Below are 22616 nucleotides of genomic sequence, written 5' to 3'. Positions count from 1 at the left end.
CGTGATTACTGGTCGACACTATCGGGTACTTTTGGCAGTTCGACGGTGAACACCGATCCTCGTGGGTCGTTGTCGTCGATCCACACGGCACCGCCGTAGGTATCGACGAGGCTCTGTACCAGATACAGCCCCATTCCGGTCCCTTGACTATCGAGTCCCCGTTCTCCCTCGCCGAACATTCGCTCTTTCAATTCCGCTGGGACTCCGGGGCCGTTGTCCGCGACTCGAACGACGATCGAGTCCGTCCGTTCCTCGGTGGTGATTATCACTTCTGGCTCGGCGGCATCGTTGTGCTTGACAGCGTTATTGATGAGGTTTCGGAAGACAGATGAGAGCATCTGATTTGCTCTGACCCTGACCTTTGAGTCGAGCGAACTGTGTAGTTCGATAGCTGCATCGTCGAATGCGGCCGTCCGGTTCTTGACCTCGGTAGTGAGGACGTCGTCGAGTGGGACCGGATGCAGTTCCGGTTCTTCTTCGCCCGAAATCGCTTCTGCGATGTCGCGCGCGACTCTGGTGAGTTCGACCGCCCGCTGGCCAGCAGAGCGAATCCGCTCCAGTTTCTCTTCCTCTTCGCCGGTGGCCGTCTCCTCCAACGATTCGGCCCACCCGAGGATGATGTTCAGGTCGTTTCGGACGTCGTGACGGAGGATCCGATTCAGTAACTCCAGCTCTTCGCTCTGCTCTCGAAACGCTTGCTCCATCTCCTTGAGTTCGGTAATTTCGTGATTGATTGCGACGAAGCGTTCGATCTCTCCGTTCAGTCCGCGAATGGGCGCGACCGTTTGCACGACGACGTACTGTTCGCCGTTCTTGCGCTCGTTGATCACCTCGCCCTGCCAGACTTTCCCATCGGTAATGGTACTCCAGAGCCCCTCGTAGAACGCGTCCCCGTGTTCGCCAGACTTGAGAATGCCAGGCGTCTCACCGACGAGTTCGTCCTGGGAGTAGCCGGACTGTTGCTGGTACACTTCGTTGACGTATTCGATCGTCCCGTCTGCGTCCGTGATGACGACTCCGTGTCCCGAATCCACACTTCGGAGGGCCTTCAACTGTGATCGCTGCTTTTGGTATGCGATCGATTGCCGCCGGAGTCGCAGGAGCGTCTCGATCCGATCGTCGAGCTGTAACTTCGAGAGGGGGATTTCGAGTATCGCATCGATGATCTCCCACAGCTTCGGATGTTGACTCCGGAGCTGATCTCGTACGGACTGGGCTCGATTCTCTGGGACGAGCAGTATATAAGGGAGCATCACCGATTTTCGCGACTTTCGCTCCCGCAGTGCCTCCCGTTCGTCCGTGAGATTCTCCACATCGAAGATGCAGATATCGAAGTCAGCCGAGTGGACAGCTTTGCCCGCATCCACCAACTGATACCGGGGCTTCCCCTCGATCCACTCGCGGAGTATTCGTCGGTTCCCACTCTCAGAGACGAGCGGTAAGATCCGCGATTTCGCCGCCTCGCCACTCATCGGGTTTCATTCGTCGTCTCGTTCCATTCGGGCGTTCCGGTGAGGATTCCCCGAAGCTTGGGGAGCGGCTCACCGACGCGGAGCCCATATTCTGTGATTTCGAGCTCACGGAGGCTGCGCTCGAAGTCGCTGGTGCGCATCTTGAGCGCTCCGATGACCTTTCGTAACTCTCCGTTGACTTCGACGTGGCGCAGAAAGACGATGTTGTCCGCGAGATTGCTCGTTCCCTCTTCGGTCGCGCGGAAGTCGCCAGTGATATTGTTCACTTCACTCACCATAATGGTCGTCACGTCCTGTGAACGCAGATACCGTCCGATTCGGAGGATGTCGTCGTAGGGAGAGCCACGCGTTCCTCTGACGTTCTGGATGAACCCGCGGATGCCATCGATCATCACCAGTTCGACGTCGTCTTCGACGGCAGACCGAACGATGTCACCGAATTCGTCGACGGTGAACTCTTCGGGGAGTACTTCCACGATAGAGAGGTTCCCATTTTCGACGGCTTTGCGTATTGGAATATTGATCGATTCTGCGCGGTGGAGAAGCGTATGTTTCGATTCCTCGAAGGAGAACAGAACTGACCGCTTCTCTCTGGCGGCTGCCTCCTTCAGGAACTGCAGTCCGGTCGTCGTCTTCCCGACTCCGGTCGGACCACTCAGGAACGTGACCGTCCCCGTTTCGACGCCCCCGTTGAGGAGTTCGTCGAGTTCGGGAACTCCCGAAGACAGCGTGTCGAGTTGGTATTCGCTCGGATCGATCTCCTTGTCCGGTGTGAGCCGCGGCCAGACGCTGACGCCGTCTTCGGCGATGGTGTACGTATGAAAGCCGCGTTGGAACGAGGATCCGCGGAACTTCGAAACGCGTACGGTCCGACCCGAGGGCGTACTATCGAGACTGATGACTGCGTCTGTGAGAAACTGCAGGTCCGAATCAGAGATTGACTCCGACGCCTGAGAGGTGAGCATCACCGTCGCCTCGTGGGATTTGAGAAAGTCGAGGAGACTCAGGATTTGCTTGCGAAACTGGTGTTCGTCCGTGGTGAGGTACCGAAACTCCGTTATCGGATCGAGCAAGACGCGGTCCGGTTCGAGTTCCTCGACCGTGTCTCGGAGTCTCTGAACGTAGGAGGGCTGCTCGACTTCCGCGGACTCGAAGAGCGAGTAGGATTCCGCTTCGACGAATCGTTCCTTCGTCGGTGAAAGATTGAGAAAAGTAACGTTCTCGGGGCCGAGATCGAACTCCCGTGCCGTTTCCTTGACGTAATGGTTCGGCTCGCCGAGATTGATGAAAAGCGGCGCCGTTTCGTCGTCGTCGCCGGAAGTAAGAAAGTGAAGGCCGGCGATCGTTTTGCCCGCTCCCGGAGGACCACGCAAAAGTGTACTATATCCCTCGACGACGCCTCCGTTGAGGATTCGATCGAGTCCCTGGAGACCCGTAGAAAGTCTAGTCTTAGACACAGAACACGAGTATATGTCTCTCATTGAAAAAGTTCTGTGTCATCGACATATTTGTTCTTACTTGAGTTTATATTCCAGATACGAAGATCCAGTAGTCCATCTGGCTCGCGCTCGATGACAGGAGCATCCGGGTACTGGATGCGCGGGGGAGCCACGTCGAGGGTGTTGCTCACCGGATCGACGCCGTCGCTCCGTTTTCCGTTTCATCGAGTACACTACGCTGAAACAGGATTTGCTCAATACGGTCAAATCATCGCGACGTATCGCCCCGATGAATCCGAAGCCGATACTGATGGAGTGGCTATTCGAGCCGTTCGACCACGAACTCGGCCGCGGCGGGAACAGCGCGCGCGTAGAGTTCAGCCCAAGCTAAATCGCCTTCAACGCGCACGGCCTCGGCGTAGTGTTCCTTGATGAGATTGGTGATGTACTCGAAGGTCCCGAGCGTCGGTCGAACGATCTGGGCAGCCACTCTCGGATTATCACTCTCCCCGATGGCGGTAATTGCTTCCCGCGCCCGATCGGCCGTTCCCGAGACCGACTCAGTCGTCACTTCACCCAGATATGCGCCGTCGCGGATTCCGTTGATCGTCGCTCGGAGCGCCTCGACGCCCGCCAGGATTTGTCCGGCTTCGATAACGGCGGCCGCGAATTGGCCGTCGTTTCGATGCTCCCGCGCCTCTTCGGTCTTCGCTTCGAGGTATCCGCTGGCTCGTCTGAACAACCACCGACCTGCCGTTCCGTCGAGATCGGTGCGGAACGGTGATTCCTCGCGGTCGAGAAAGTCGGTAACAGACGAGCGTGTGCGCGAGGCTGCGTATTCTAAGCGCCTCGACGCGTCGATCAGTGCTGTCCACTGCGCGGTCGTCTCGGAGCGCTCGCCCAGGTACGCTTCCCGCAGTCGACGGGCGTCCGCGAGCGTTGCACGGGCGAGTTCAACGCGTCCGACGGCGTCCCCCGCCTGGAACGGACTGGCGACCGGATCGGACGGATACGCCGGGGCAGGACGGACGTGTCGGCGACAGTCCCCCACCAATTCTTCTATTGGTGCGTGTGCGAGCACCGCCTCTAACGGTGACGACGCGCGGTACTCGTGGTCGGCAACGAAGGACGCGAGATCGTTGCGCACCCCCTGCTGCCGTTCTGTGAGCGCCTCTGCGTCGTCTTTGCCTGTCGCGGCGCGGTAGGTTCCCAGAACGCACGCGGCCTCGTTCCGCCGCCCGCGCCACGTCGAGAGTGCCTCGGTCGGCCAGGACTCGTCCGGTTCACCATTAAGCTGATTCGCGGTGCGTTCGCGGTCCGATTGCACCTCCTCGGCGACGGCGCCGTTCGGCACAGACGGATCAGACGGAACTGCGGCGAGTAACTCGCGGCTTCGATCGCGATGTGCGTTCACCAGACTCGGGGGAACTGCGACCGGGAACGGCGACTCGGGCCACGTGACTGTCCCTATATCCCCAGTTGACAGCGGCACGTCTTCGTTGTCGGAGTGGTCGTCCCCGAACGGCAGAGCTGCACATCCGGCCAGCCCGGTGACGCCGATCGTTCCGAGTCCGGTGAGCACGGTGCGACGCGATCTCATTCGCCGCCACCACCGCTCGCGGGCGTCACTGTCGCGTTGAAGTACTCTCCGCGCGGTGAGGGTCGACAAGAGCTCGACATCCCGCGGCCCATTCCCGAGGACTGTTCGGCGGCGACGGGCAGTCGGATCGCGAATCCGACAGTGTGGGTTTCCTCGACGCTGCATTCGACGTCGGCAGGGCGGTGCGTTCGGCAGAAGTCGGCGTGTGGATGGAGATCGTCGCGTTCCAGCTCGTCCCACTCGACGGTCGCCGACTGGAGGTTGATCTCGTAACAGGCCTCAACGGGCATCGAGAGGAGGTATACCGACGACGAGTCGAAGTCCGTCTCTGTGACGAACGAGCGGAGTCGCTCGGCCTCTTGGACGTCCCCAAACGTGAGTTCAGCAAGATCGTCTTCGGAGACGATGACGCTTCGACCGTGACGGGCGTACCGTCCACGCCCTTCGTCGCTCGGGGTCGGCAACTCCGCTCTGTGGGCGAACAAGACGACACCATCCTCGTTGCGGACGTGGCGCACTTCGTAGTCCTCGATCGTATCGTGATCGCTCTGAGGATCGATCATCGGGAGATCAGCTTCGCTGGAACACCCGGCGAGTGCGGCGACCCCGGATGCGACCGTCAGGAGGGCTCGGCGGCGTGTCAGGGAGGGCATCACCGTTGCCATCGGGTAGCGGTGTAAAACATTTTCTGGAACCTCCGTCTCTCTGACTACGTTACGTTAGGCGCAGGCGGCTCTGTGAGGGAATCGCTCTATACGAGGGTTCTTGTAGCACACTGGATGATTTCTACCGCACTACGGCCCAAATATCTGATTCGTGACTGTTTTCCCGGCCGTAGCTGACCGGCAAGACTTAATCACTGCCGGTCACAGCACGTAGTTGTACGACTAGTACCCTATGAGCACCGATGCCCTCCCAGTGAGCCGACGCACACTCATCGCCCTCCTGCTGTTTGCTGCTGTACTCTCCTCAGGACTGTGGGCGTCTGGAGTGGCGGTCACTGACAGTGAACCGCAGGTCACCGCGAACGTGAGCGAACGGTATCAATCGGTCGAGAGTGTCAGTGCAACTCGTTCTGTCGTTGTTGCGCAGAACGACTCCACCACACGCACTGTCGCGGATGTGACCCTCGTTCCGGGGACGGACCGCAAGCGCGTCCAGTTCCGCGAGACTGGGCCTCACCGAAACGAACGGCGTATCTCAAACGGCTCGGTGCTCTGGCTCTACGACAGCGATCGGGAGCGCGTCACAGTCATCAACCTCACCGGTCCGCCGACCACAGGGAGGGCTGCCCGCCTGCAGGCGATCGTCGCAGCGGCCGGGCTGACTGATGCAGCAGGCCGCCCACAGCAACCCGACGTCGCCCCACTTCCCACGGTACCGCGTCGCAGTAGTCTACAAGCCGCGCCAGCCGCCGACGGCTACCGCGTCCAGTATATCGAACGAGACTCGATCGACGGCCGAGACACGTTCGTGGTGGAACTGTCCCCTGCGACAAATCGGAGCGAGACGGCGTACCGACAGCGGATCTGGCTCGATTCGGAGCGATTCTATCCGCTCCGCACCCAGACGGTCTGGCGCACCGATGGCGTCCAGCGATCGGTCACGACCAGCTATACGAACATCACGTTCGACGCGCAGGTGTCTGCAGACACGTTCCAACCGGATTTCGGAGCTGACACCTCGGTCGAGCGGCTACAGACACCTAACACCGAGTGGTTCCGTAGTGTCGACCGTCTCAAGGCAGAAAGTTCGATCGCGGTCCCCGACCCAACGGTCCCATCGCCGTTCCGCGTAACGTACACCACTCGAACCACCGGCCGGGTGCACGGCGTCGGTCTTCGGTACGCGACCGAGGGCAGTCAACTCACGATAGCGAAGTACAATTTCACGTATGCCCCCGATCCGGGCGAACGTGATCTGACGATCGGCGGTCGGCCTGCAACGCTCGACCGTGGGCCGACGACCTCGCTGTCGTGGACGTGTGATCAGTATCGATACACCGTCCGTGGGACTGGTGTCGAGACGGATCAGCTGATCACTGTCGCTCGCTCGGTTGGGTGTCCGACGTCCTGAGATAGCTCTCAGTACACAGTAGGGCTCTGTTCCCAGTCAACCGGCAAAATCTGTGCGCTCTCTTCCGTTTCCACACGGATTCTCTGGGTCAGAAATCTGTGGGGGTTTTTATACAGGCGGTCGTCGTGCTGTCAACACGTGAGTGAGGACCCGGACCTCGGTGCCCTTCTGGATGTTCTCAGTGACGAGTACGCCCGGGAGATCCTCTCCGCAACGAGTGTCAAGCCAATGTCTGCACAGCAACTCGCCGAGCAGTGTGAAATGTCCAAGCCCACCGTCTACCGGCGGATCGAACGGCTCAAAAAACAGGAGTTCCTCGAAGAACGGACGGAACTCCAATCCGATGGTAATCACTACAGCGTGTACGCCGCCACACTCGACGAGGTGTCGGTATCGCTGGATGACGGTGACTTCGAGGCTGCCGTAACGCGAGCCGACCCCGAAACATTCCCTGGACAGCACGAAGACGATACTGCTGATCGCTTCGCAAAGATGTGGGAGAATCTCTGATATGCTGGCGGCCTCAGCTCTCGTCGAGTGGCTGATCGTCGCGCTGGCGTTTGCATCGACACTCCTTGGTGGCTACGTCGGCTACCAGGCGTATCGGGGCTACCGACGTCACGATAGCCGAGCGATGCAAGCGCTCTCGTTGGGCCTCCTCTTGTTGACGACGGCCGCATTCAGCATCGCCTTCCTCGGATCACTACTCCTTCGTGAAGGCTACCTTGGCCTCCAGTACCAGCAGCCGTTGACACTCGTAACGCGGAGTCTGCAGTTTCTCGGTGTCTTGCTCATCGCATACTCGCTTCACTCACGCGCTTGAGCTTGTGGCTCCTCCCGTGTTTGCTTCTCGCTCGCACGTTGCAGCTGGTATTGCTCCTCTCACTGGGGGAATTTCAGGCTGAGAAACTCCGCCTGCCATCTGATATATCCGAGTCCCCAAACGTGAGTTGAAATGAGAGACAGAGGAACTGCGGGAGGTGTACCGCGCGCGTTGTCGCGGGGAAACACGTCCCTGCAACCGGCGACGTTGATCAGACCCATCCGATCCGGCAGGATCCGAACGCCGGGCCCCCGACACTGCTAGCCTAATGGCGAGCTTATTGCCGACCCGAAAATCGGTCGAGCATTCCTGCAGAGCTCGGACTGAGGTTGTCGTCGACGGGACGGGCTCAGGAGCAGTGCTTTCAGCTATCGCCTCAGAGACAGCCCAGCAGATCCTTCGGACGCTTCGAGACGGCCCGAAGCCCGTCTCTGCGATTGCGGACGATGCGGGGACGTCGCTCCAGAACGTCCGTTACCACATTGACCAGCTCTGTGAGGCGGAATTCGTCGAGCCCGTCGATACGTGGTATTCTGAAAAGGGCAGAAAGATGACTGTGTATGGATTGGCAGTCGACCAGCTCGTCATCCGGTTCGAGCCCTGAATCACTCCGTATAGGTATGCGAGGCATCCAGCTTCTGGAGCTATTCTCCGAGCCAAGTGGGTGGGAAGTGGCTCGAATACAGCTTGTCAGCTCACTTGCGTTCTTCACTATGTACGCATATTATGAACTGCTTCATTCTAGTGGCTTAGCCGCCATACTTGTCCTCGGCGCAGCTTCGGGCATATCCGGGATTGCTGAAATGCTTCCCAACGGTCGACGATACGTAGCGAGCGTATTGCGAATCGTTGCGATAGGAGTACTCGTAGCGCTGTTAGCACTATCTCTCCACAGACTGGCCACGTAAGACGGAGAATGGAGTCGTCAAATGGCACACCGTTCTGATTGTTGATTCAGCCTATGCCTCGCGAAAATAGCATAGGGCGTCAAGGACAGCAGTCTTACTGCTGTCGTTTGAGGAGTTCACGTGTATGACCGGCTTGTACCTCGCTATCTTGAGCGTCGCTGGCCTATTCGTCGCTCTACTCGTCTTTGGGGCTGTGTGCTACGATACTGGCAGACGTGGATTCTCCTCAGCCAGGCGTCTACTGCTGGCAACCGGCTTCGGGACCAGTTGCTTCGGTGGGTTTCTCGTCCCTTACGTCTATGAAGACCAACTACAGTACACGTACTTCCAACTCCTCAAGCCGAGACCAATCGCTATCTCGCCCTACGAGTGGGTAACCGTGAGTATCGCGACCGGACTGTTGATTAGCGTAATTGTCGGTGGCTTCTACGTCGCGGGCACTCGATATGCCACGCCACAAATGACGTGAAAGACTTTTTTAAATCAAGCCAAAATTCTATATCCAACTGGCATCCGCACACAAAATGCTGCCGGCGCAGGATAGCCGTCGTCACACGACCTTGTGCTGTCTTGCGTCGTTCTCTGGCCCACAACCAACGGAGTAGCATCCACTTGTGGTCCCCCAGAAACTATCTCATCTCCGAAGTCTGAAGCGACGTCGTGAGTTGCTGTTGTGTGTCGAGTCCGGCTTGGAAACGATTGATGATCTCGGATTGGTGTTCTGGACAAGCGAGGACGCTCACGGCGCCGGTGCCGACCGGAATAACGGGGTGGTGTAGATTATAAGGCGCAAGATGACAACTCGGGCAGCTGATCCCCCCTGCAGGTCGATGGGCAATGAGCTCTACAGTGTCGTCCGTCGTATACCCACACGTGGTTGCGAACTGTTCCAGATGCTCCTCGCACCCGGCGACAGGGATCGTGAACTGATCGAGCAACAAAAACGAGAGGTACTGCTGTTCCGGCGACTGCAGTGCCGCCTCGCAAGCAGCACAGGGTACTGGCGGCGTGCCAGGAGGCTCCTCTCCTCGAGGAGGGCCAGGTTCTCTAGAGTCCATACTGAACTTCTGAATGCGGCTTTGTTCTCAAGGGTGGTAAGTCGTCGGGACTCCAGATGCAGAGTACTGCACGGAGGAACCCACCTGTGTTGTGTGTTCTCTTGGATGCCGCAGCCCTGTTTCGAGCGGGTAGTTCGCGAGCCATTGCACAGGTTCGTTGTGGAAGATCGTCAGTCGTCACTCGGTCTGGTGTCGCGTACGTCGATGCTGCCCATCTCAGGGGAATCCCCCTCACCGGTGGCCGCCTGTAGTTTTCCGAGCACGACGGCGGCCACGTAGATCGCGACTGCGAGCAGGACGATCACGCCCCCAGCAGTCGCCTCGGCATAGTAGGAGACACCGATGCCGAGGACGACGGCCAGTTCGGCGAGGACGACCGACACGAGTATCGATTCGTTGAAGCTCCGAGAGACCTGTGACGCGCCAGCGACAGGCACGACGAGCATCGCGGCCACGAGGATGACCCCCATAATCTGCATTGCGCCGACCACGACCATCGCTGTCAGCAACACCATAATGCGGTTGTACCAACTGACCGAGAGGCCAGACACAGCTGCTGCCGTCTCGTCGAAGGTGACGTACAGTAGTTGGTTGCGCGTCAGTCCGACCACGCTGATGATAATGACGAATAACAACAGAAGTATGGCTGCACTGTCCTGCGAGACCGTCGCAAGGTTCCCGAAGAGGAACTGATTCACGCCGACGGCGAGCCCACCGGCGTTGATGCTGATCAGGACCGTCCCCAACGCGAAGCCCGTCGAGAGCACAATTGCCATCGAAACGTCATTGTAAGCGTCTGTCGCCTCCGAAATGAGTTCGATGAACAGGGCCGCGATCATCGAAACGACGACTGCAGTCAGATATGGCGAGACACCGAGGTCGAGGACCGCGTTGAGGAATAATCCCACGGCGACACCAGCAAAGCCAGTGTGGGCGAGTGCGTCACCGATCAGCGCCAGCTGCCGGTGAACGAGGAACGTCCCGATCAGGGGTGCCATTACCCCGATACAGAGACCGACCAAGATTGCCCGGTGCATAAAGCCGTACTGGAGTATTTCGAGGCCTGTCTGGCCGGCAACCCACGACATAACCTCCGACCAGTAATTCAGGAACCAATAAATTGGACCGAACACACCGTCCAACAGCCCCGCTTGAAGCGGAACAACAGATAGGGAAGTCATCGAGACCCACCCAGCAGATTCGCTGTGGTGCCAAATGCGCGAGCCAGGGCGTCACTCTCGACGAACTCGTTGGCTGATCCATCGAAGTATATCTCCCGGTTGAGACAGATGACACGGTCGGCGTGTTCGGTAACTGCGCCCAAGTCGTGTTCGATGAGCAGGACCGTGATACCGTTGCTGTTCAGTGAATCCAAGAGATTGTAGAACGCCTCAACTGATTCCATATCGACCCCGACAGTCGGCTCGTCGAGGACGAGCAGGTCGGCCTCGCTGGCGAGCGCACGGGCGATGAATGCCCGCTGGCGCTGACCGCCCGACAACTGTGTCACACGACGATTGGAAAACGCCGCCATACCGACCGTATCAAGCGCCCGATCTACGATATCCCAGTCCTCACTGGAGAGGCGACCAAAGCCGATATGCGGGAACCGACCCATCTTTACGACTTCGCGGACGGTGATCGGCATCTCTTTCGAGGCGCTGGCATGCTGGGCGACGTAGCCGATCCGCTCGCCGTCGTCGAACTGATGTGAGGGTTCGCCAAAGAGCCGAGCAACTCCCTCGTCCGGTCGGAGCAACCCTAACATCAACTGCATCAGCGTCGATTTCCCCGACCCGTTCGGACCTACGACCGCAACGTACTCGCCGGGGTCGATCCGAAGCGAGATCTCCTCGACCACCGGGGAAGAGGTGTATCCGAAGTCGACATCGGATAGTTCGATGGCCGACTCGGTGCTGCTTGCCGTTCCCGAACTCGTGGGGCTCGCAGAGGTTTGTGTGCGCATTAGAGGTTCACTCGAAGTTCATCCACTCGTCTGCCCAGCCATCGGGACCGGCTTCCTCGGGCTGTTTGTTGCCGAGCACAACCTCGAACGTGGGCATATTGATGTTGTAGGCGATTTCCTTGTACCCCCAGTTGTTCTCGACCCAGTCCTCTCGGACCCCCGCGTACGGGGTAACAGGAAGGTACCCCTCTACCTGTGTTTCATCGAGTAGTTGCTTCGCTGGCTTCCGCGACTCGAAGACACCGTTGGCGATGTACTGGATATCGTTCTCCTTGATGACTTCCTTCGCATCAGCGATGTCCGAGGGCTTGACGTCGCCACTGGCTGCGAGGTTCGTCACAAGTGGAACCATCTGTACGTCGTACGTGACGCCGATGTACTGGAAGGCGTTGTGCGCCGCCAGTTGCACCACATCTCGGTCTGCCGCGTCGAAGATGGACTGGTAGTCCTGATCAATTTGTTCGAGGACGTCGGATTTGTACGTCTCGGCGTTCGCCTGGAGCGACCGTTCCTGGTCGGGAGCGAGTCTAGCGAATCCATCGGCGATGTTGTCGACCGATTTCTTCGCCCGGTCGGGATCAAGCCAGAAGTGCGGATCTTTACCCTGTTGCTTCCCGACGCCTTCCTCCTCGGGGTCCAGAGTCGCCGCGAGATCGACCAGTTCGACGCCCTCGCGGACGTTGATCAATTGCGTGTCGACGTCGTCGTCTTTGAGCGTCTGAATCGCACGGTCGGCCCACGGCTGGAATTCTGGACCAACGTGGAGAAACGCATCCGCTTCGATGATGTCTTTCGTGACGCTCGCGTTCGGCTCCCACCCGTGACCGTGCAATCCGGTCGGAACGAGATTGTTCACTTGGATGGGCGTCTCGTCGACGATATTCCGAGCAAAGTCGTAGAAACTGAAAAAGGACGCAACTGCGACGGCAGGGCCGTCGCCATTCGCGCCATCGGTCCCTGAGCCGTTCGTAGGTTCGGCACCGGTGCTACTGGGACTCCCCGTACATCCGGCGAGGCTAGCGGCGAGAAGTCCTGTACCCCCAGTAATGGCTCTTCTGCGTGAGACGCTGTACTTCGGTTGCGACTGTCCCGTGTCATTCATTGTCGGCTAGTCGGTGTGCGGCAAAATATATAGTAGTTCGCATCAAAAATAGAGATTAGATGGATCTAATTTTGTGGTCGTCGGAACTCGCGTCGAAACCCTGCTGCTAGCAATATTGTTGGTGTCGTGAGGAAAACAGATTCCACAACTATAGCCTCGAATCTGTTCTCAAAGCGATCTCAATTGAACCCGAATGGACGACAAAAGAGTGTGCATCGTGCGGTGTGGAGACGGCGAAGCCTATCTGGATCAGGGAAAACTCCTGTCCGAGTTGTGGGTTTGAGTGTGACCGTGATGCGAATGCGGCGATGAATGTGCTTCAACGCAGCTTTTCTGAGTTAGGGCTGAGATAGCCCGAATCGACGTCCTCAGAATCGCGACGCGGTTCTGATGTGCGGACGAGAGCTCTACTCTCGTCAACGCCTGTGGAGACTGCGCTCCCTACAGACACCACTCAGGTGTCTGCAAAGCGCGTCATCAAAGCAGTAAGCCTCGGGACTTGACCCCGAGGCAATTTACACGTCGAATCCGTTCCGCCTGAGTGCCTCTGCCAGTTCACTGTCTGGGTCAACCGAAAACTCTACCAACGATGACTCTGGTCTGGTCGTCGTATATAGTTCAGAGTCAATATTGTCCGGAATCTCGTTCGCGTGTGTCTTATCAACGACTGCAACTGATATTTGTGGCCCCGCGTCCGTATCTTTTGACTCACTCATAACTGTTTGTAGGGGAGAGCGACGTTTGTCCTTTGGGATTCGAGTATCCAATTCGAGTGTGCGAGAAGGGCTCCTGATGGCGATAAGAGCCTCTGTGTCTGCCATTTACTTGTCTCCGTCGGAACAGTTACCATCTAAATTACTAAATATTAAATGTAAATTCTAATGAAACGGAGTTCAGCCATAGTACTCCTAACGGCGTTCGTTGTTGTGTTCGCTAGCGCCACTCCCGGTATGCTTGCGACCACCACCGCCGCGCAAGGGAGTCAAGAGAATGGACGTGACGGGGGACCGAGCGGCCCACAAGTCTCTGTCGGCCCGAATCCGGACGGCAGCCATTCAATGCGGGTTGAGAACGTCGGAGCCAATCAGACAATTCGTGTGCAGTTCCGGTATCGAGCTGCTTCACCTGACAGTGGCCTTCAGATGCGCGAAATGGCCGTCAGAACCAATCGAAGCGGTGATTACCGGTTCACTCTCCGCACGTCGCGGAACGTAAGTGCTGGTGTTCCGCGGTTCGCCGGTCCGACACCGTTTGGCTACTTTAACATCACGCACCGGTTCCCGAACGAAAACGTCACGAACGCTTCATTGACCTTCACACTCAATCGCACGCGACTTCGCGAGCGGAATGTCTCGGCAGATCAAGTTGCCCTCCACCGGTACGACGCTCAAAACCAGACCTGGGACCGGCTCCGAACTCGCATCACTGACCGAAATGCCACACACATAGCCTATCGTGCGGAGTCACCTGGCCTCTCTGAGTTTGCTGTCGCTCCAGCGATGGCAGATGGTCGGGGGATGAGTCCACATGGTCCCAATGTCTCGGTCGGTCCAAATCCCAACGGAAGTCACTCGGTGCAGGTCGAAAACGTCGGAGCAAACCAGACGATTCGCGTACGGTTCCGGTACCGGGCCGAGTCCCCTGACGTCGGTATCCAGATGCAAGAGATGGCCCTCAGAACAAACCAACGTGGCGACTACCAATTCACCCTCCGCACGGCTCAGAACGCGAGCGCCGGTGTTCGACGCTTCACTGGTCCAGCACCATTCGGCTATTTCAATATCACGCACCAGTTCTCGAACGAGAACGTCACGAACGCCTCGCTGACGTTTCTGCTCAATCGCACGCGACTCCGCGAGCGGAACGTCTCGGCTGATCAAGTCGCGCTGTACCGGTACACAACACAAAATCAAACGTGGACCAGACTTCGAACGCAGATACAGACACAAAACGCCACGCACGTGAGGTACCGGGCTGAGTCGCCAGGCCTCTCTGAGTTCGCCGTTGCAGCGACGGTGGACACCTCGGCCGTGACAGCAACGGAAACGTCTGAGCCACCAGAGACCGAAACCACGTCGACCGGCACTCCAGGCTTCAGTGTCGGGATCACTGTCTTTGCCCTCATAGTGTTCCTCGGTCGTGTGTGGCTGCGGTAAACTACCTTACCCACCCTACTCTACTTCGCCCGGGGTCTATGGACCCGCTCGCTCCTTGAGGGTGGGGCCTCCGCGCTACCGACGGGTGACGATCGTTCGGTGACCCCCGTTCGATTGCGGCGGTCGTTATTTCGATAGATATGGTCGCTCCTCAGTTTTCAGCCGTAGTAAGCTACCACGCCCTGAAGAGCGTGGCATTCAGCGTGGACTCCCGTTCTAACTGTGTAACACAGTAGGCGAATACTCGCCATTCACGTTCATCATCCCGCTGTTCAAGCGCATGCCTACGGGTGCGCCTCCACGCCCAGACTTTTGCTGGTCGCGGAGATACTTCAAACCGATATTCTTCGCCGCATTATAATCCGCGTGAACATCATACCCACACTTCAAACACTCAAACTCGTCCTGCCCATTGTTCTGTGGACGATTATCCTCGTGAGTGAACCCACACTTCGAACACCGCTGACTCGTGTGCGCCGGATTAATCTGCTTCACGACAAGCCCTTCAGACTCGGCTTTGTACGTGACGTACTCGAACAACCGGTGGAACGCCCACTTGTGAACCGCCTTCGCGTACGGCAAGCGTTCGCGGATGCCTTTGAGTTGCTCAAACACGATATGCGTACAGTCGTTTTCGAGAGCTTCCTCTACGAGTTCGTTCGAGATGATGTGAAGCATTTGCTCGAACCGCCCGGTTTGATTTTGACCGACTCGCTGGACGTTCTCGTGCGCCCACCGAGTCCCGGTCTGTTGGAGGTCGCCTCGACGCGTCTCGTATTCTCGATGCCAGTGGTTGAGTTCGCCACCGCTCCAGAAGCGTCCAGTTGAGGTGGTTGCGATGTTTGTGATGCCGAGGTCAACACCAAGGACGGAAACGTGCTTGGCATCGCCTGAATCGGCATCATCGTTCTCCACGGCGGGCTTTGTCCGCACGTGAAGGTAGAAGCAGTCCTCAACCTTGTCGTAGTGAAGCGTAGCTCCTTTCACGTCGTAGTCCTCGTTGAACAGGTACGCTGAGTGCGGCGTGTCACGCTGTTTGTCTGGGAGGACGAACTCTGCGGTTACTCGCCCGTCGATGGTGGCGAGTGTGGCGTGGTCGTCGTTGACGGTGACGGTTCGGGCGTCGTAGCTGGCGAACCGTGACGTGAAGTGTGGCTTCGAAGCTTTCTTGCCTTCCTTCCAACGTTCGACACAGCCTTTGACGGCTTCTGCGGCGCGGTTTCGTGCGGCTTGCACGAGATTGGCTGGGAGCGGTGAGTCGTCTCGAACATCGTAGTACGTGAGGTCGTGGAGCTTTTGCTTGCTGGTGATTTTCCAGTCTGGTTCCCACGCTACGTTTACGACGTAGTTAGCGGAGTCAAGGAAGTGGTCGGTTGTCTGGTGGAGGAGGTTAGCGGCACTCTCGTCCACATCGAGCTTGATGGGAACGGTTCGAGTGCGTGAGTCTTCCACCATCTGTACTTCATATGTAGAAGAGAGTATTTATATGAATTTGGAGTGGCGTAGGGGAGTCGTCCTGCCATCGAGCGTGGATGGTGTCAGTGTTGTCGGCTTCCTCCCGCGCCTACAGTCGCAGGTTTCCGCCTTGCAGTCATTATGAGGATCAACTCGATAGCTAGGGCGACACTCTTCAGCCGTTGGTCCTTGCTACCCTGATCGACAGCGCTCGCTCGTCTGGTGCGTGTGATCAGAGGTGGGGGACGGGATCCAGTCTCTGACAGTCGAAGCGATCGTCGCCACCGAGGGCTCACGACCGATTACAAGCGCCCGAACCGACGAGATAGCCACCTCGGTGCGTCGCAACCTGTTGTAAGCGCTGTCCGACACGGCGACAAGAAGACGCCAGACGTGTCCGTCTCAGCTGAAGAACGAAACGATACCGACAACGAGCCCGAATCCGAAGTCTTCGTCGTGGAGCTATCGATAGTGACCGATTCAGACGTGATCGCGGCCGTACAGGCCGATCTCACGCCTCAGGACCGAGACCCGCCGCGCGCATATACGCATCCAGTGTCTCCACGAGCATCTCCGCGAATGCCTCGTCGTTGATGTCGGTGTCCATCTCGACGAGTTCGACGTCCGAGTCGAGGTTCTCGCGCAGGGCGTCGAACAGCGCCGCGTCGGCTTCGGGATCGTAGAAGTCCTCGCCCTTGACGTCGATCATCGAAATGCCCGCCATCGGCAGGACGAGCGCGGTCGGACCGGTCGCAGCGTTGAGTTTGTCGGCGATGATCTCGCCGAGTTCGGCGTTTTCCTCGGGCGTCGTCCGCATAAGTGTCACCTGCGGGTTGTGGACGTGGAACTGCCGCCCCTCGAACTCCTTGGGTACGGACTCACGCGGCCCGAAGTTCACCATATCGAGTGCTCCGGTCGAGACCACCTGCGGGATGCCCGCCTTGCCCGCGGCATCGAGTCGCTCAGGGCCGGCACTGAGAACACCGCCGACAAGTTCGTCGGCCCACTCCGTGGTGGTGACGTCCAGCACGCCGTCGATGATGCCCTCCTCAATCAGCGACTCCATCGCCTTGCCACCGGTTCCAGTTGCGTGGAAGACGATGGTCTCGTAGCCCTTCGATTCGAGCATCTTGCGGGCCGTCTGGACGCAGGGCGTCGTGACGCCGAACATCGTCATTCCGATGGTCGGTCGGTCCTCGACCTCAACGTCCGGTTCGTTGGCAACCATCCCGACGACCCCCAGTGCGGCGTTGGCGATGACCTGTCGGGATAGTTGGTTCAGTCCCTCGATGTCGGCGACCGAGTACATCATCGCGATGTCGCGGGACCCGACGTAGGGTTCGGTGTCGCCCGAAGCCATCGTCGAGACCATCACTTTGGGCACGCCAACGGGCAGCGCCCGCATAGCTGTCGTCGCGATGGAGGTGTTACCCGACCCGCCTAGGCCGAGGACGCCGTCGAGGACGCCCTCATCGTGGAGTCGTTCGGCGACAGCAGCTGCACCGTCGCCCATTGCTTCCATCGCTTCGCCGCGGTCTGCATTGTCCCGGAGGTGATCCAGCGTCGTGCCGGCGGCTTCGGCCACCTCGCTCGCTGACGTGTCCGGCTCGAATGCGGGATCTCCCATCACGCCGACGTCGACGATGTGAACGTCGACGCCCTGCGCTTTGATCACGTCGCGGGCGAAGCCGAGTTCCTCGCTCTTTGTGTCCAGCGTGCCGATGATAACGACGGCCATACTAGAACTCGATCTCTTTGAACTCGCGGGCCTGGTTCTGGATAGCCTCTTCGGTGGGGAGGCGTTCGAGACTGGACGCGCCGAAGAAACCGACCACACCCTCGGTGTTGTTGAGGACGTACTCGGCGTCGTCAGGCCAGGCAATCGGGCCGCCGTGGCAGATAACCATCACGTCGTCGTTGACGTCTTTGGCGGCATCGTGGTGGGCCTGCACGCGCTCGGCGGCCGTTTCAAGATCGAGCGCTGTCTCTGCGCCGATGTCGCCGGAAGTGGTCAGACCCATATGCGAGACGATGACGTCCGCGCCCGCTTCGGCCATCTCGCGGGCCTGCTCCTCGCTGAAGACGTACGGACAGGTCAGCATATCCTGCTCGGCGGCCTCCTGGATCATATCGACCTCCTTGTCGTAGCCCATCCCCGTCTCCTCGATGTTCTGGCGGAACTGGCTGTCTTCGTCGATGAGGCCGACTGTCGGGAAGTTCTGGACGCCCGAGAAGCCTCGGCGCTTGAGGTCCTCGATGAACACGTCCATCTCGCGGAATGGATCTGTCCCATTGACGCCCGCCAGAACGGGTGTATCCTCGACGACCGGGATGACCTCGTGGCCCATATCGACGACGATCTCGTTGGCGTCACCGTAGGGGAGGAGGCCGGCCAGCGATCCGCGACCGTTCATCCGGTAACGGCCGCTGTTGTAGATGATGAGCAAGTCGACACCGCCGCGCTCGGCAAACTTCGCAGAGATGCCCGTCCCCGCCCCCGCACCGATGATCGGTTCGCCACTCGATACCGTTGCTTCGAGTCGTGTGAGCGACTCCTCACGTGTGAACTTCATAGCCAATTGATACCAACCGACGGGCAGATATTCAATATTGTGGTGAAAAGGCAAAATTAAGTTATCTCGATAGTATGAATTATGATCCTAACTAATAAGTCTCGTTACTTGTCACTCGTAACTAGACTCACACTGGTCAAAAATTCGGATCAGGCCCGTAATCGTCGGTACAATTATACTTCACTGGCAACACATAGCATTTCGTAGTAATGCCAGAAGAGAACTTCATCAGTAGCGGAGACGTCTCGACACAGTTGTTCGACTGGGGGACCCTGAAGTGGATGGCGACCCCAGACGTGAACGGATCGGAACGACTCAGTGCCGGCGTGGTAAACCTCGAACCCGGCAAGGGTCACGATATCCACACTCACCCCGACAGCGACGAGATTCTCTACTTCATCAGCGGCGAAGGCGAGCAGACCGTCGCCGATGAAACGAAGGAGGTTGGTCCCGGCGAGATGATCTACATTCCGGCGGGCGTCGAGCACGGAACCACAAACACCGGCTGGGAGACGCTGCAACTGCTTGCGGTGTACGCCCCGCCAGGCCCCGAAGACGTGCTGGCCGACCTACCCGAATGTGAAATTGTGCCGGCCGGTGAGATTCCCACCCGAAACGACTGAGCCGTCGCCGAGCTAGTTTTTCCGTCGGCTTATCAGCTATATGTCGGTCGTGTAGATTAACTCATAACTGTGGATGTTCCGGAATAGTGACTGGAAGAACCCCTCGCTCAATCTAGGTGCCTTCAGATCGATCGAACAGGACCTCTCTGGAGAAAGCTCAATTATTTCGCATCAGTGGGCGGCGCCGTGAGCACGGCACCCGGGTGAGCAGCCTCAACGAGCCACTCCGCACGGTCGGGTACGCCCCTATCAACGGCCTCCACCTGCCTCGAGCAAGATACCTACAAGTTCCTCCACGGAGCGGTCACCCACACCAACTCCTGAACCGCGTGACACGGCTATCTTACAACGGGCTGCAAACGAAGAGTGCTGTACGCTGGTTGTGCAACTACCAACAGTTGACGAGAACTCACACCAGAGGGGTAACAGTCACGGAAAGACGGGTGGGTGGTGAATGAGGCGAGTGACGGGATACCTCAGACACTCCGCATCGATCCAGAGGGAGTGAGGATTGAAAACGAAACGGGCACCAGCAGTATCCGTGTGAATTCACCGGCTATCGTGCGATAGGCTGCAAACGCTGCTATAATTCACTTGAGAGGCGCCGTCGACCCCTATTCACCGACACTTTTCCTGTTGAGTGGGCCGTTCGGTAGCTCCTATGTCTTGAGTGATTCCCGTGTAGATGTTCGAGGACTTCTATGACACTCTCCCACTGCTACCACGGACAGAAGTGTTGGTTGCGCTCTGCCTACGGGCCGTCATTGTAATCACCAACTACGAACGAGGAAACGATCCCGGCTGTGAGAAACTATGAGATGGGTTCTATGATACGCTCCGCAGCGGTAGTACTCCCAGCCGACAGGGGACTCGAAGGAGACACCGGCTTTTTATCACCTGTGTCAGAAGCGTATAGCGTTCAGGAGATGTTTGATGCGAATCTACCACTTCTACTGTCGCTCCTGTTACGCGTGTTGGGAGTCGTTCTCTCACTGTTTCTGTTACGCCAAGTCGGTGACCGACGGTTCGTATTCTTCACCGGACTGCTCTCTCTGATGGCGATTCGGCAGGCCCTTACAGTGGTAGGTGCACCACCGGGGCTCCGCGAGGTGCCGGGATTCATTGTCAGCATACTCACAGTTGTACTCGTTCTCTATCTGCTGCAGTATGTCCGCCAAGAAGCAGCCCTCAAAGACCGGATGCAAACGATCAACGACGAACTCCGCGCAAATCAAAACCGTCTCCAAGCCGTCCTCGAGGGATCACCAGACACGATTTTCCTCGTCGACGAGGCTGGTCAGTGTCGCGAGATACTCGCGGGGACTGAAACGTTCCCGGATGAGGAGGCGGCAGCCCCCGTAGACCGTCCGATCGACGAGCTCCTGTCTGACGAGGCAGCGACTGCGATCCAAGAGGTGGCCGAGACGACGTACCGAACAGGCGACAGCGAGCGCATCGAGTACCCTGTCGAGCGGCCCGACGAACAGCCCGCGTGGTACGAAGCGCGGACGGCCCCACTCCAGCATCCGACCGAGGAGTCAGATCTCGTCCTGGTCACGGCACGCGACGTGACCGAACGGAAAGATCGCGAACAGAATCTCAGGCGTTTCCGCCGCGCGATCGACACGGCCGGGCACGCGATCTACATTACCGATCACGACGGCACGATCGAGTACGTCAATCCCGCATTCGAGGAGGTAACCGGTTACGCGCCCGGGGAGGCACTCGGTGAGACGCCGAAGTTGCTCGACTCCGGACAGATGTCTGATGACTACTTCGCTGACTTGTGGGAGACGATTCTAGCGGGTGACGTGTGGGACGAGAACATACTCAACGAGACCAAGAGCGGCGCGCTCTATCACGCCCATCAGACGATCGCACCGACTACCGACGAGTCCGGCACCGTCGAAGAGTTCGTCGCTATTCAGACGGATATCACGCCGCTCAAAGAGCGAGAACGGCAGCTCAAAGTACTCTCTCGAGTTCTGCGACATAATCTGCGAAACGATATGAACGTGGTCCTCGGGAAGGCGCGGGCCATCCAATCGGCCGCCACTGGGAAGACTGCAGCGGATGCGGCACAGATCGAACAGACCAGCGAAGAGATGTTGTCACTCGCCGAGACATACCGCGACATTCTCGATCTCATCGGGACGTCGGAGTCCCCGCGTCCGATCTCGCTCGTCGACCGCCTCCGGACGCAGGTGCAGCAGTTCCGACAGGAGTATCCTGAGGCACACGTGACTGTCGAGATAGACTGTCCCGAGGAGACGGCTGTCGTCGCGATGCCGGGCGTCGAACGAGCAGTGGGAGAGTTACTCGAGAACGCTGCTGTGCACGCGGAGCAAGCGCATCCAGCGGTCACGCTGCGAGTCGAAGGCCACACCGACACAGTTCGGATCCAGGTCGCCGATACTGGTCCGGGTATCCCCGCTGTAGAGCGCGAGACACTGCTGGGGGAGGCCGAAATCGGGTCGCTGTCTCACGGGACCGGGCTCGGTCTGTGGTTCGTGTACTGGATCGTCACGCGGTCGAACGGCCACCTGTCGTTCGAAGAGAACGATCCGCAAGGGAGCATCGTGACGATAGAACTGGAACGATCGACGAGGGAGTAACAAACGAGAGACCTCAGCTTACTTACTGGAGGTGACTGGCGGCGTAAGTTCACCAATATCGTAGTAGTGAAGTACCTCGGGGACAAGCCCCGACGCTTCACCGTTTTGTCCAGACCGTCCAGAAACGGACGGATGGACGCAGGCGAATGTAATCAGAGACTACGTATCCGTTCGAGCAACGTGCTCGGTCGCGAGTGTGAAACGAACTGACGGGGAAACAACACACAATGTGACGAACACGTAGGCGAGATTCGTTCCACGATCTGGGTTGATCCGCGAAACCATCGGTGTCTGCTTGGAGCCGTAGTAGAGCCATTCGTGAAGATCGAGCGCAACCTCTGCGGTTGATGGGAATCGTCGTGCCTTCCGTGCTTGGGCGAGGAACTGCCCGCGGATGCCATCGAACTGGTCGTCGATGGCATCCGCATCCATCTCACCAAGATGGTACAGCAGCGACTTCGAGAGCGGACTTCGGTCTTCGAGATCCACCTCTTCGCCCCGAGCCAACTGGAGATGTCTAGCACTGGTGTTAGTGAACTCACGGTGGAATGCGCTCCGAGTGAGGACTCTGGAAAAGTCCTCACTCGGATAGGTGCCGTTAGGCTTCGTTCCGAACTCCAGAGCGGGATACAGTAGCGAACCTACGGCACGGCAGACCTGCCGTGCCTCGGTAGTAATGACCATATTCTACATAGGATGTCGTCGGAGAAAACTGTCTTTCAGGCACTTCGGCAACTACTGTTGAGGAAG

General features: G+C 58.3%; 19 protein-coding genes and 2 pseudogenes. 10 read left to right on the top strand and 11 right to left on the bottom strand.

Annotated features, from left to right (window positions below):
- Positions 1-5: 5 nt before the first annotated feature.
- From D3D02_RS14405 to D3D02_RS14390, 4 genes are all read right to left on the bottom strand, one after another.
- A complete protein-coding gene (locus D3D02_RS14405; RefSeq protein ID WP_121570693.1) occupies positions 6-1472 on the bottom strand; it encodes an ATP-binding protein in 1467 nt (488 codons plus the stop codon).
- Positions 1469-2929 carry an ATPase domain-containing protein gene (locus tag D3D02_RS14400; protein WP_233560669.1) on the bottom strand — a complete coding sequence of 487 codons (1461 nt, stop codon included), beginning with the start codon at positions 2927-2929 and terminating at the stop codon, positions 1469-1471. The genes D3D02_RS14405 and D3D02_RS14400 overlap by 4 nt, the downstream gene beginning before the upstream one ends.
- A gap of 301 nt (positions 2930-3230) precedes the next feature.
- Complete coding sequence (locus D3D02_RS14395; protein WP_121570691.1) at positions 3231-4511, bottom strand: hypothetical protein; 1281 nt, start codon at positions 4509-4511, stop codon at positions 3231-3233.
- Positions 4508-5164 (bottom strand): hypothetical protein, encoded by a 657-nt coding sequence (locus D3D02_RS14390; RefSeq protein ID WP_121570690.1) that lies wholly within the window; start codon positions 5162-5164, stop codon positions 4508-4510. The genes D3D02_RS14395 and D3D02_RS14390 overlap by 4 nt, the downstream gene beginning before the upstream one ends.
- 244 nt (positions 5165-5408) lie before the next feature.
- Here D3D02_RS14390 and D3D02_RS14385 point away from each other — a divergent pair, with 244 nt between their 5' ends.
- The 5 genes from D3D02_RS14385 (at position 5409) to D3D02_RS14360 (ending at position 8787) form a co-directional block, all read left to right on the top strand.
- Positions 5409-6587 carry a sigma-E factor regulatory protein RseB domain-containing protein gene (locus D3D02_RS14385; protein WP_121570689.1) on the top strand — a complete coding sequence of 393 codons (1179 nt, stop codon included), beginning with the start codon at positions 5409-5411 and terminating at the stop codon, positions 6585-6587.
- A gap of 138 nt (positions 6588-6725) precedes the next feature.
- Complete coding sequence (locus D3D02_RS14380) at positions 6726-7097, top strand: winged helix-turn-helix domain-containing protein (protein ID WP_121570688.1); 372 nt, start codon at positions 6726-6728, stop codon at positions 7095-7097.
- Position 7098: 1 nt separating this feature from the next.
- Positions 7099-7410, top strand: coding sequence for a hypothetical protein (locus D3D02_RS14375; protein WP_121570687.1), 312 nt, complete (start codon positions 7099-7101; stop codon positions 7408-7410).
- Between the two features lie 358 nt (positions 7411-7768).
- Positions 7769-8014 (top strand): transcriptional regulator, encoded by a 246-nt coding sequence (locus D3D02_RS14370; protein ID WP_233560668.1) that lies wholly within the window; start codon positions 7769-7771, stop codon positions 8012-8014.
- A 428-nt stretch (positions 8015-8442) separates the two neighbouring features.
- Positions 8443-8787: a hypothetical protein gene (locus tag D3D02_RS14360; protein WP_121570684.1), complete on the top strand. Its 345-nt coding sequence runs from the start codon at positions 8443-8445 to the stop codon at positions 8785-8787.
- Positions 8788-9546: 759 nt separating this feature from the next.
- Here D3D02_RS14360 and D3D02_RS14350 read toward each other — a convergent pair.
- Genes D3D02_RS14350 through D3D02_RS14340 form a run of 3 tightly spaced genes read right to left on the bottom strand, consistent with a single transcriptional unit; the run spans position 9547 to position 12444 of the window.
- Positions 9547-10557, bottom strand: a complete 1011-nt coding sequence (locus D3D02_RS14350) for a metal ABC transporter permease (protein ID WP_121570682.1) — start codon at positions 10555-10557, stop codon at positions 9547-9549.
- Positions 10554-11342, bottom strand: coding sequence for a metal ABC transporter ATP-binding protein (locus D3D02_RS14345; protein ID WP_121570681.1), 789 nt, complete (start codon positions 11340-11342; stop codon positions 10554-10556). The genes D3D02_RS14350 and D3D02_RS14345 overlap by 4 nt, the downstream gene beginning before the upstream one ends.
- Positions 11343-11349: 7 nt before the next feature.
- Positions 11350-12444, bottom strand: a complete 1095-nt coding sequence (locus tag D3D02_RS14340; protein WP_121570680.1) for a metal ABC transporter substrate-binding protein — start codon at positions 12442-12444, stop codon at positions 11350-11352.
- A 176-nt stretch (positions 12445-12620) separates the two neighbouring features.
- On the opposite strand from D3D02_RS14340, the pseudogene D3D02_RS14335 reads away from it, so the two are divergent.
- The 3 genes and pseudogenes from D3D02_RS14335 to D3D02_RS21205 form a co-directional block, all read left to right on the top strand.
- Positions 12621-12947, top strand: a pseudogene (locus D3D02_RS14335) (zinc ribbon domain-containing protein); the annotation flags it as partial.
- A gap of 378 nt (positions 12948-13325) precedes the next feature.
- Positions 13326-13925: pseudogene (locus D3D02_RS21640) on the top strand (PGF-pre-PGF domain-containing protein); the annotation flags it as partial.
- Between the two features lie 177 nt (positions 13926-14102).
- Positions 14103-14600: a PGF-pre-PGF domain-containing protein gene (locus D3D02_RS21205; protein WP_233560667.1), complete on the top strand. Its 498-nt coding sequence runs from the start codon at positions 14103-14105 to the stop codon at positions 14598-14600.
- A 216-nt stretch (positions 14601-14816) separates the two neighbouring features.
- Here the strand turns inward: D3D02_RS21205 and D3D02_RS14320 are convergent, their stop codons facing one another.
- The 3 genes from D3D02_RS14320 to D3D02_RS14310 form a co-directional block, all read right to left on the bottom strand.
- Positions 14817-16055, bottom strand: a complete 1239-nt coding sequence (locus D3D02_RS14320) for an RNA-guided endonuclease TnpB family protein (protein WP_121570677.1) — start codon at positions 16053-16055, stop codon at positions 14817-14819.
- Positions 16056-16566: 511 nt separating this feature from the next.
- On the bottom strand, positions 16567-17793 hold the full coding sequence (locus D3D02_RS14315; protein ID WP_121570676.1) for a Tm-1-like ATP-binding domain-containing protein: 1227 nt from the start codon (positions 17791-17793) through the stop codon (positions 16567-16569).
- Position 17794: 1 nt separating this feature from the next.
- Positions 17795-18628 (bottom strand): phosphoenolpyruvate hydrolase family protein, encoded by an 834-nt coding sequence (locus D3D02_RS14310; RefSeq protein WP_121570675.1) that lies wholly within the window; start codon positions 18626-18628, stop codon positions 17795-17797.
- 209 nt (positions 18629-18837) lie between these two features.
- Here D3D02_RS14310 and D3D02_RS14305 point away from each other — a divergent pair, with 209 nt between their 5' ends.
- A complete protein-coding gene (locus D3D02_RS14305) occupies positions 18838-19251 on the top strand; it encodes a cupin domain-containing protein (protein ID WP_121570674.1) in 414 nt (137 codons plus the stop codon).
- A 1055-nt stretch (positions 19252-20306) separates the two neighbouring features.
- Positions 20307-21866, top strand: coding sequence for a PAS domain-containing sensor histidine kinase (locus D3D02_RS14300; RefSeq protein WP_158599374.1), 1560 nt, complete (start codon positions 20307-20309; stop codon positions 21864-21866).
- A gap of 159 nt (positions 21867-22025) precedes the next feature.
- Here D3D02_RS14300 and D3D02_RS20965 read toward each other — a convergent pair whose 3' ends face one another.
- The gene (locus D3D02_RS20965) at positions 22026-22550 is read right to left on the bottom strand and encodes a hypothetical protein (protein WP_199723109.1); all 525 of its coding nucleotides are present in this window, start codon (positions 22548-22550) and stop codon (positions 22026-22028) included.
- Positions 22551-22616: the final 66 nt, after the last annotated feature.

Source organism: Halobellus sp. Atlit-38R (genome assembly GCF_003665925.1).
In the GTDB taxonomy this organism is placed as follows: Archaea; Halobacteriota; Halobacteria; order Halobacteriales; family Haloferacaceae; genus Haloquadratum; species Haloquadratum inordinatus.
The sequence above is the reverse complement of the archived record's forward strand: the minus strand, read 5'-3'. Positions and strand labels throughout refer to the sequence as shown.

Bases quoted from the DNA above. Each gene is read 5' to 3' on its own strand.
- D3D02_RS14405 (WP_121570693.1), bottom strand. From the start codon at position 1,472: ATGAGTGGCGAGGCGGCGAAATCGCGGATCTTACCGCTCGTCTCTGAG.
- D3D02_RS14395 (WP_121570691.1), bottom strand. From the start codon at position 4,511: ATGAGATCGCGTCGCACCGTGCTCACCGGACTCGGAACGATCGGCGTC.
- D3D02_RS14390 (WP_121570690.1), bottom strand. From the start codon at position 5,164: ATGCCCTCCCTGACACGCCGCCGAGCCCTCCTGACGGTCGCATCCGGG.
- D3D02_RS14385 (WP_121570689.1), top strand. From the start codon at position 5,409: ATGAGCACCGATGCCCTCCCAGTGAGCCGACGCACACTCATCGCCCTC.
- D3D02_RS14375 (WP_121570687.1), top strand. From the start codon at position 7,099: ATGCTGGCGGCCTCAGCTCTCGTCGAGTGGCTGATCGTCGCGCTGGCG.
- D3D02_RS14360 (WP_121570684.1), top strand. From the start codon at position 8,443: ATGACCGGCTTGTACCTCGCTATCTTGAGCGTCGCTGGCCTATTCGTC.
- D3D02_RS14350 (WP_121570682.1), bottom strand. From the start codon at position 10,557: ATGACTTCCCTATCTGTTGTTCCGCTTCAAGCGGGGCTGTTGGACGGT.
- D3D02_RS14345 (WP_121570681.1), bottom strand. From the start codon at position 11,342: ATGCGCACACAAACCTCTGCGAGCCCCACGAGTTCGGGAACGGCAAGC.
- D3D02_RS14340 (WP_121570680.1), bottom strand. From the start codon at position 12,444: ATGAATGACACGGGACAGTCGCAACCGAAGTACAGCGTCTCACGCAGA.
- D3D02_RS21205 (WP_233560667.1), top strand. From the start codon at position 14,103: ATGCAAGAGATGGCCCTCAGAACAAACCAACGTGGCGACTACCAATTC.
- D3D02_RS14320 (WP_121570677.1), bottom strand. From the start codon at position 16,055: ATGGTGGAAGACTCACGCACTCGAACCGTTCCCATCAAGCTCGATGTG.
- D3D02_RS14315 (WP_121570676.1), bottom strand. From the start codon at position 17,793: ATGGCCGTCGTTATCATCGGCACGCTGGACACAAAGAGCGAGGAACTC.
- D3D02_RS14310 (WP_121570675.1), bottom strand. From the start codon at position 18,628: ATGAAGTTCACACGTGAGGAGTCGCTCACACGACTCGAAGCAACGGTA.
- D3D02_RS14305 (WP_121570674.1), top strand. From the start codon at position 18,838: ATGCCAGAAGAGAACTTCATCAGTAGCGGAGACGTCTCGACACAGTTG.
- D3D02_RS14300 (WP_158599374.1), top strand. From the start codon at position 20,307: ATGGCGATTCGGCAGGCCCTTACAGTGGTAGGTGCACCACCGGGGCTC.
- D3D02_RS20965 (WP_199723109.1), bottom strand. From the start codon at position 22,550: ATGGTCATTACTACCGAGGCACGGCAGGTCTGCCGTGCCGTAGGTTCG.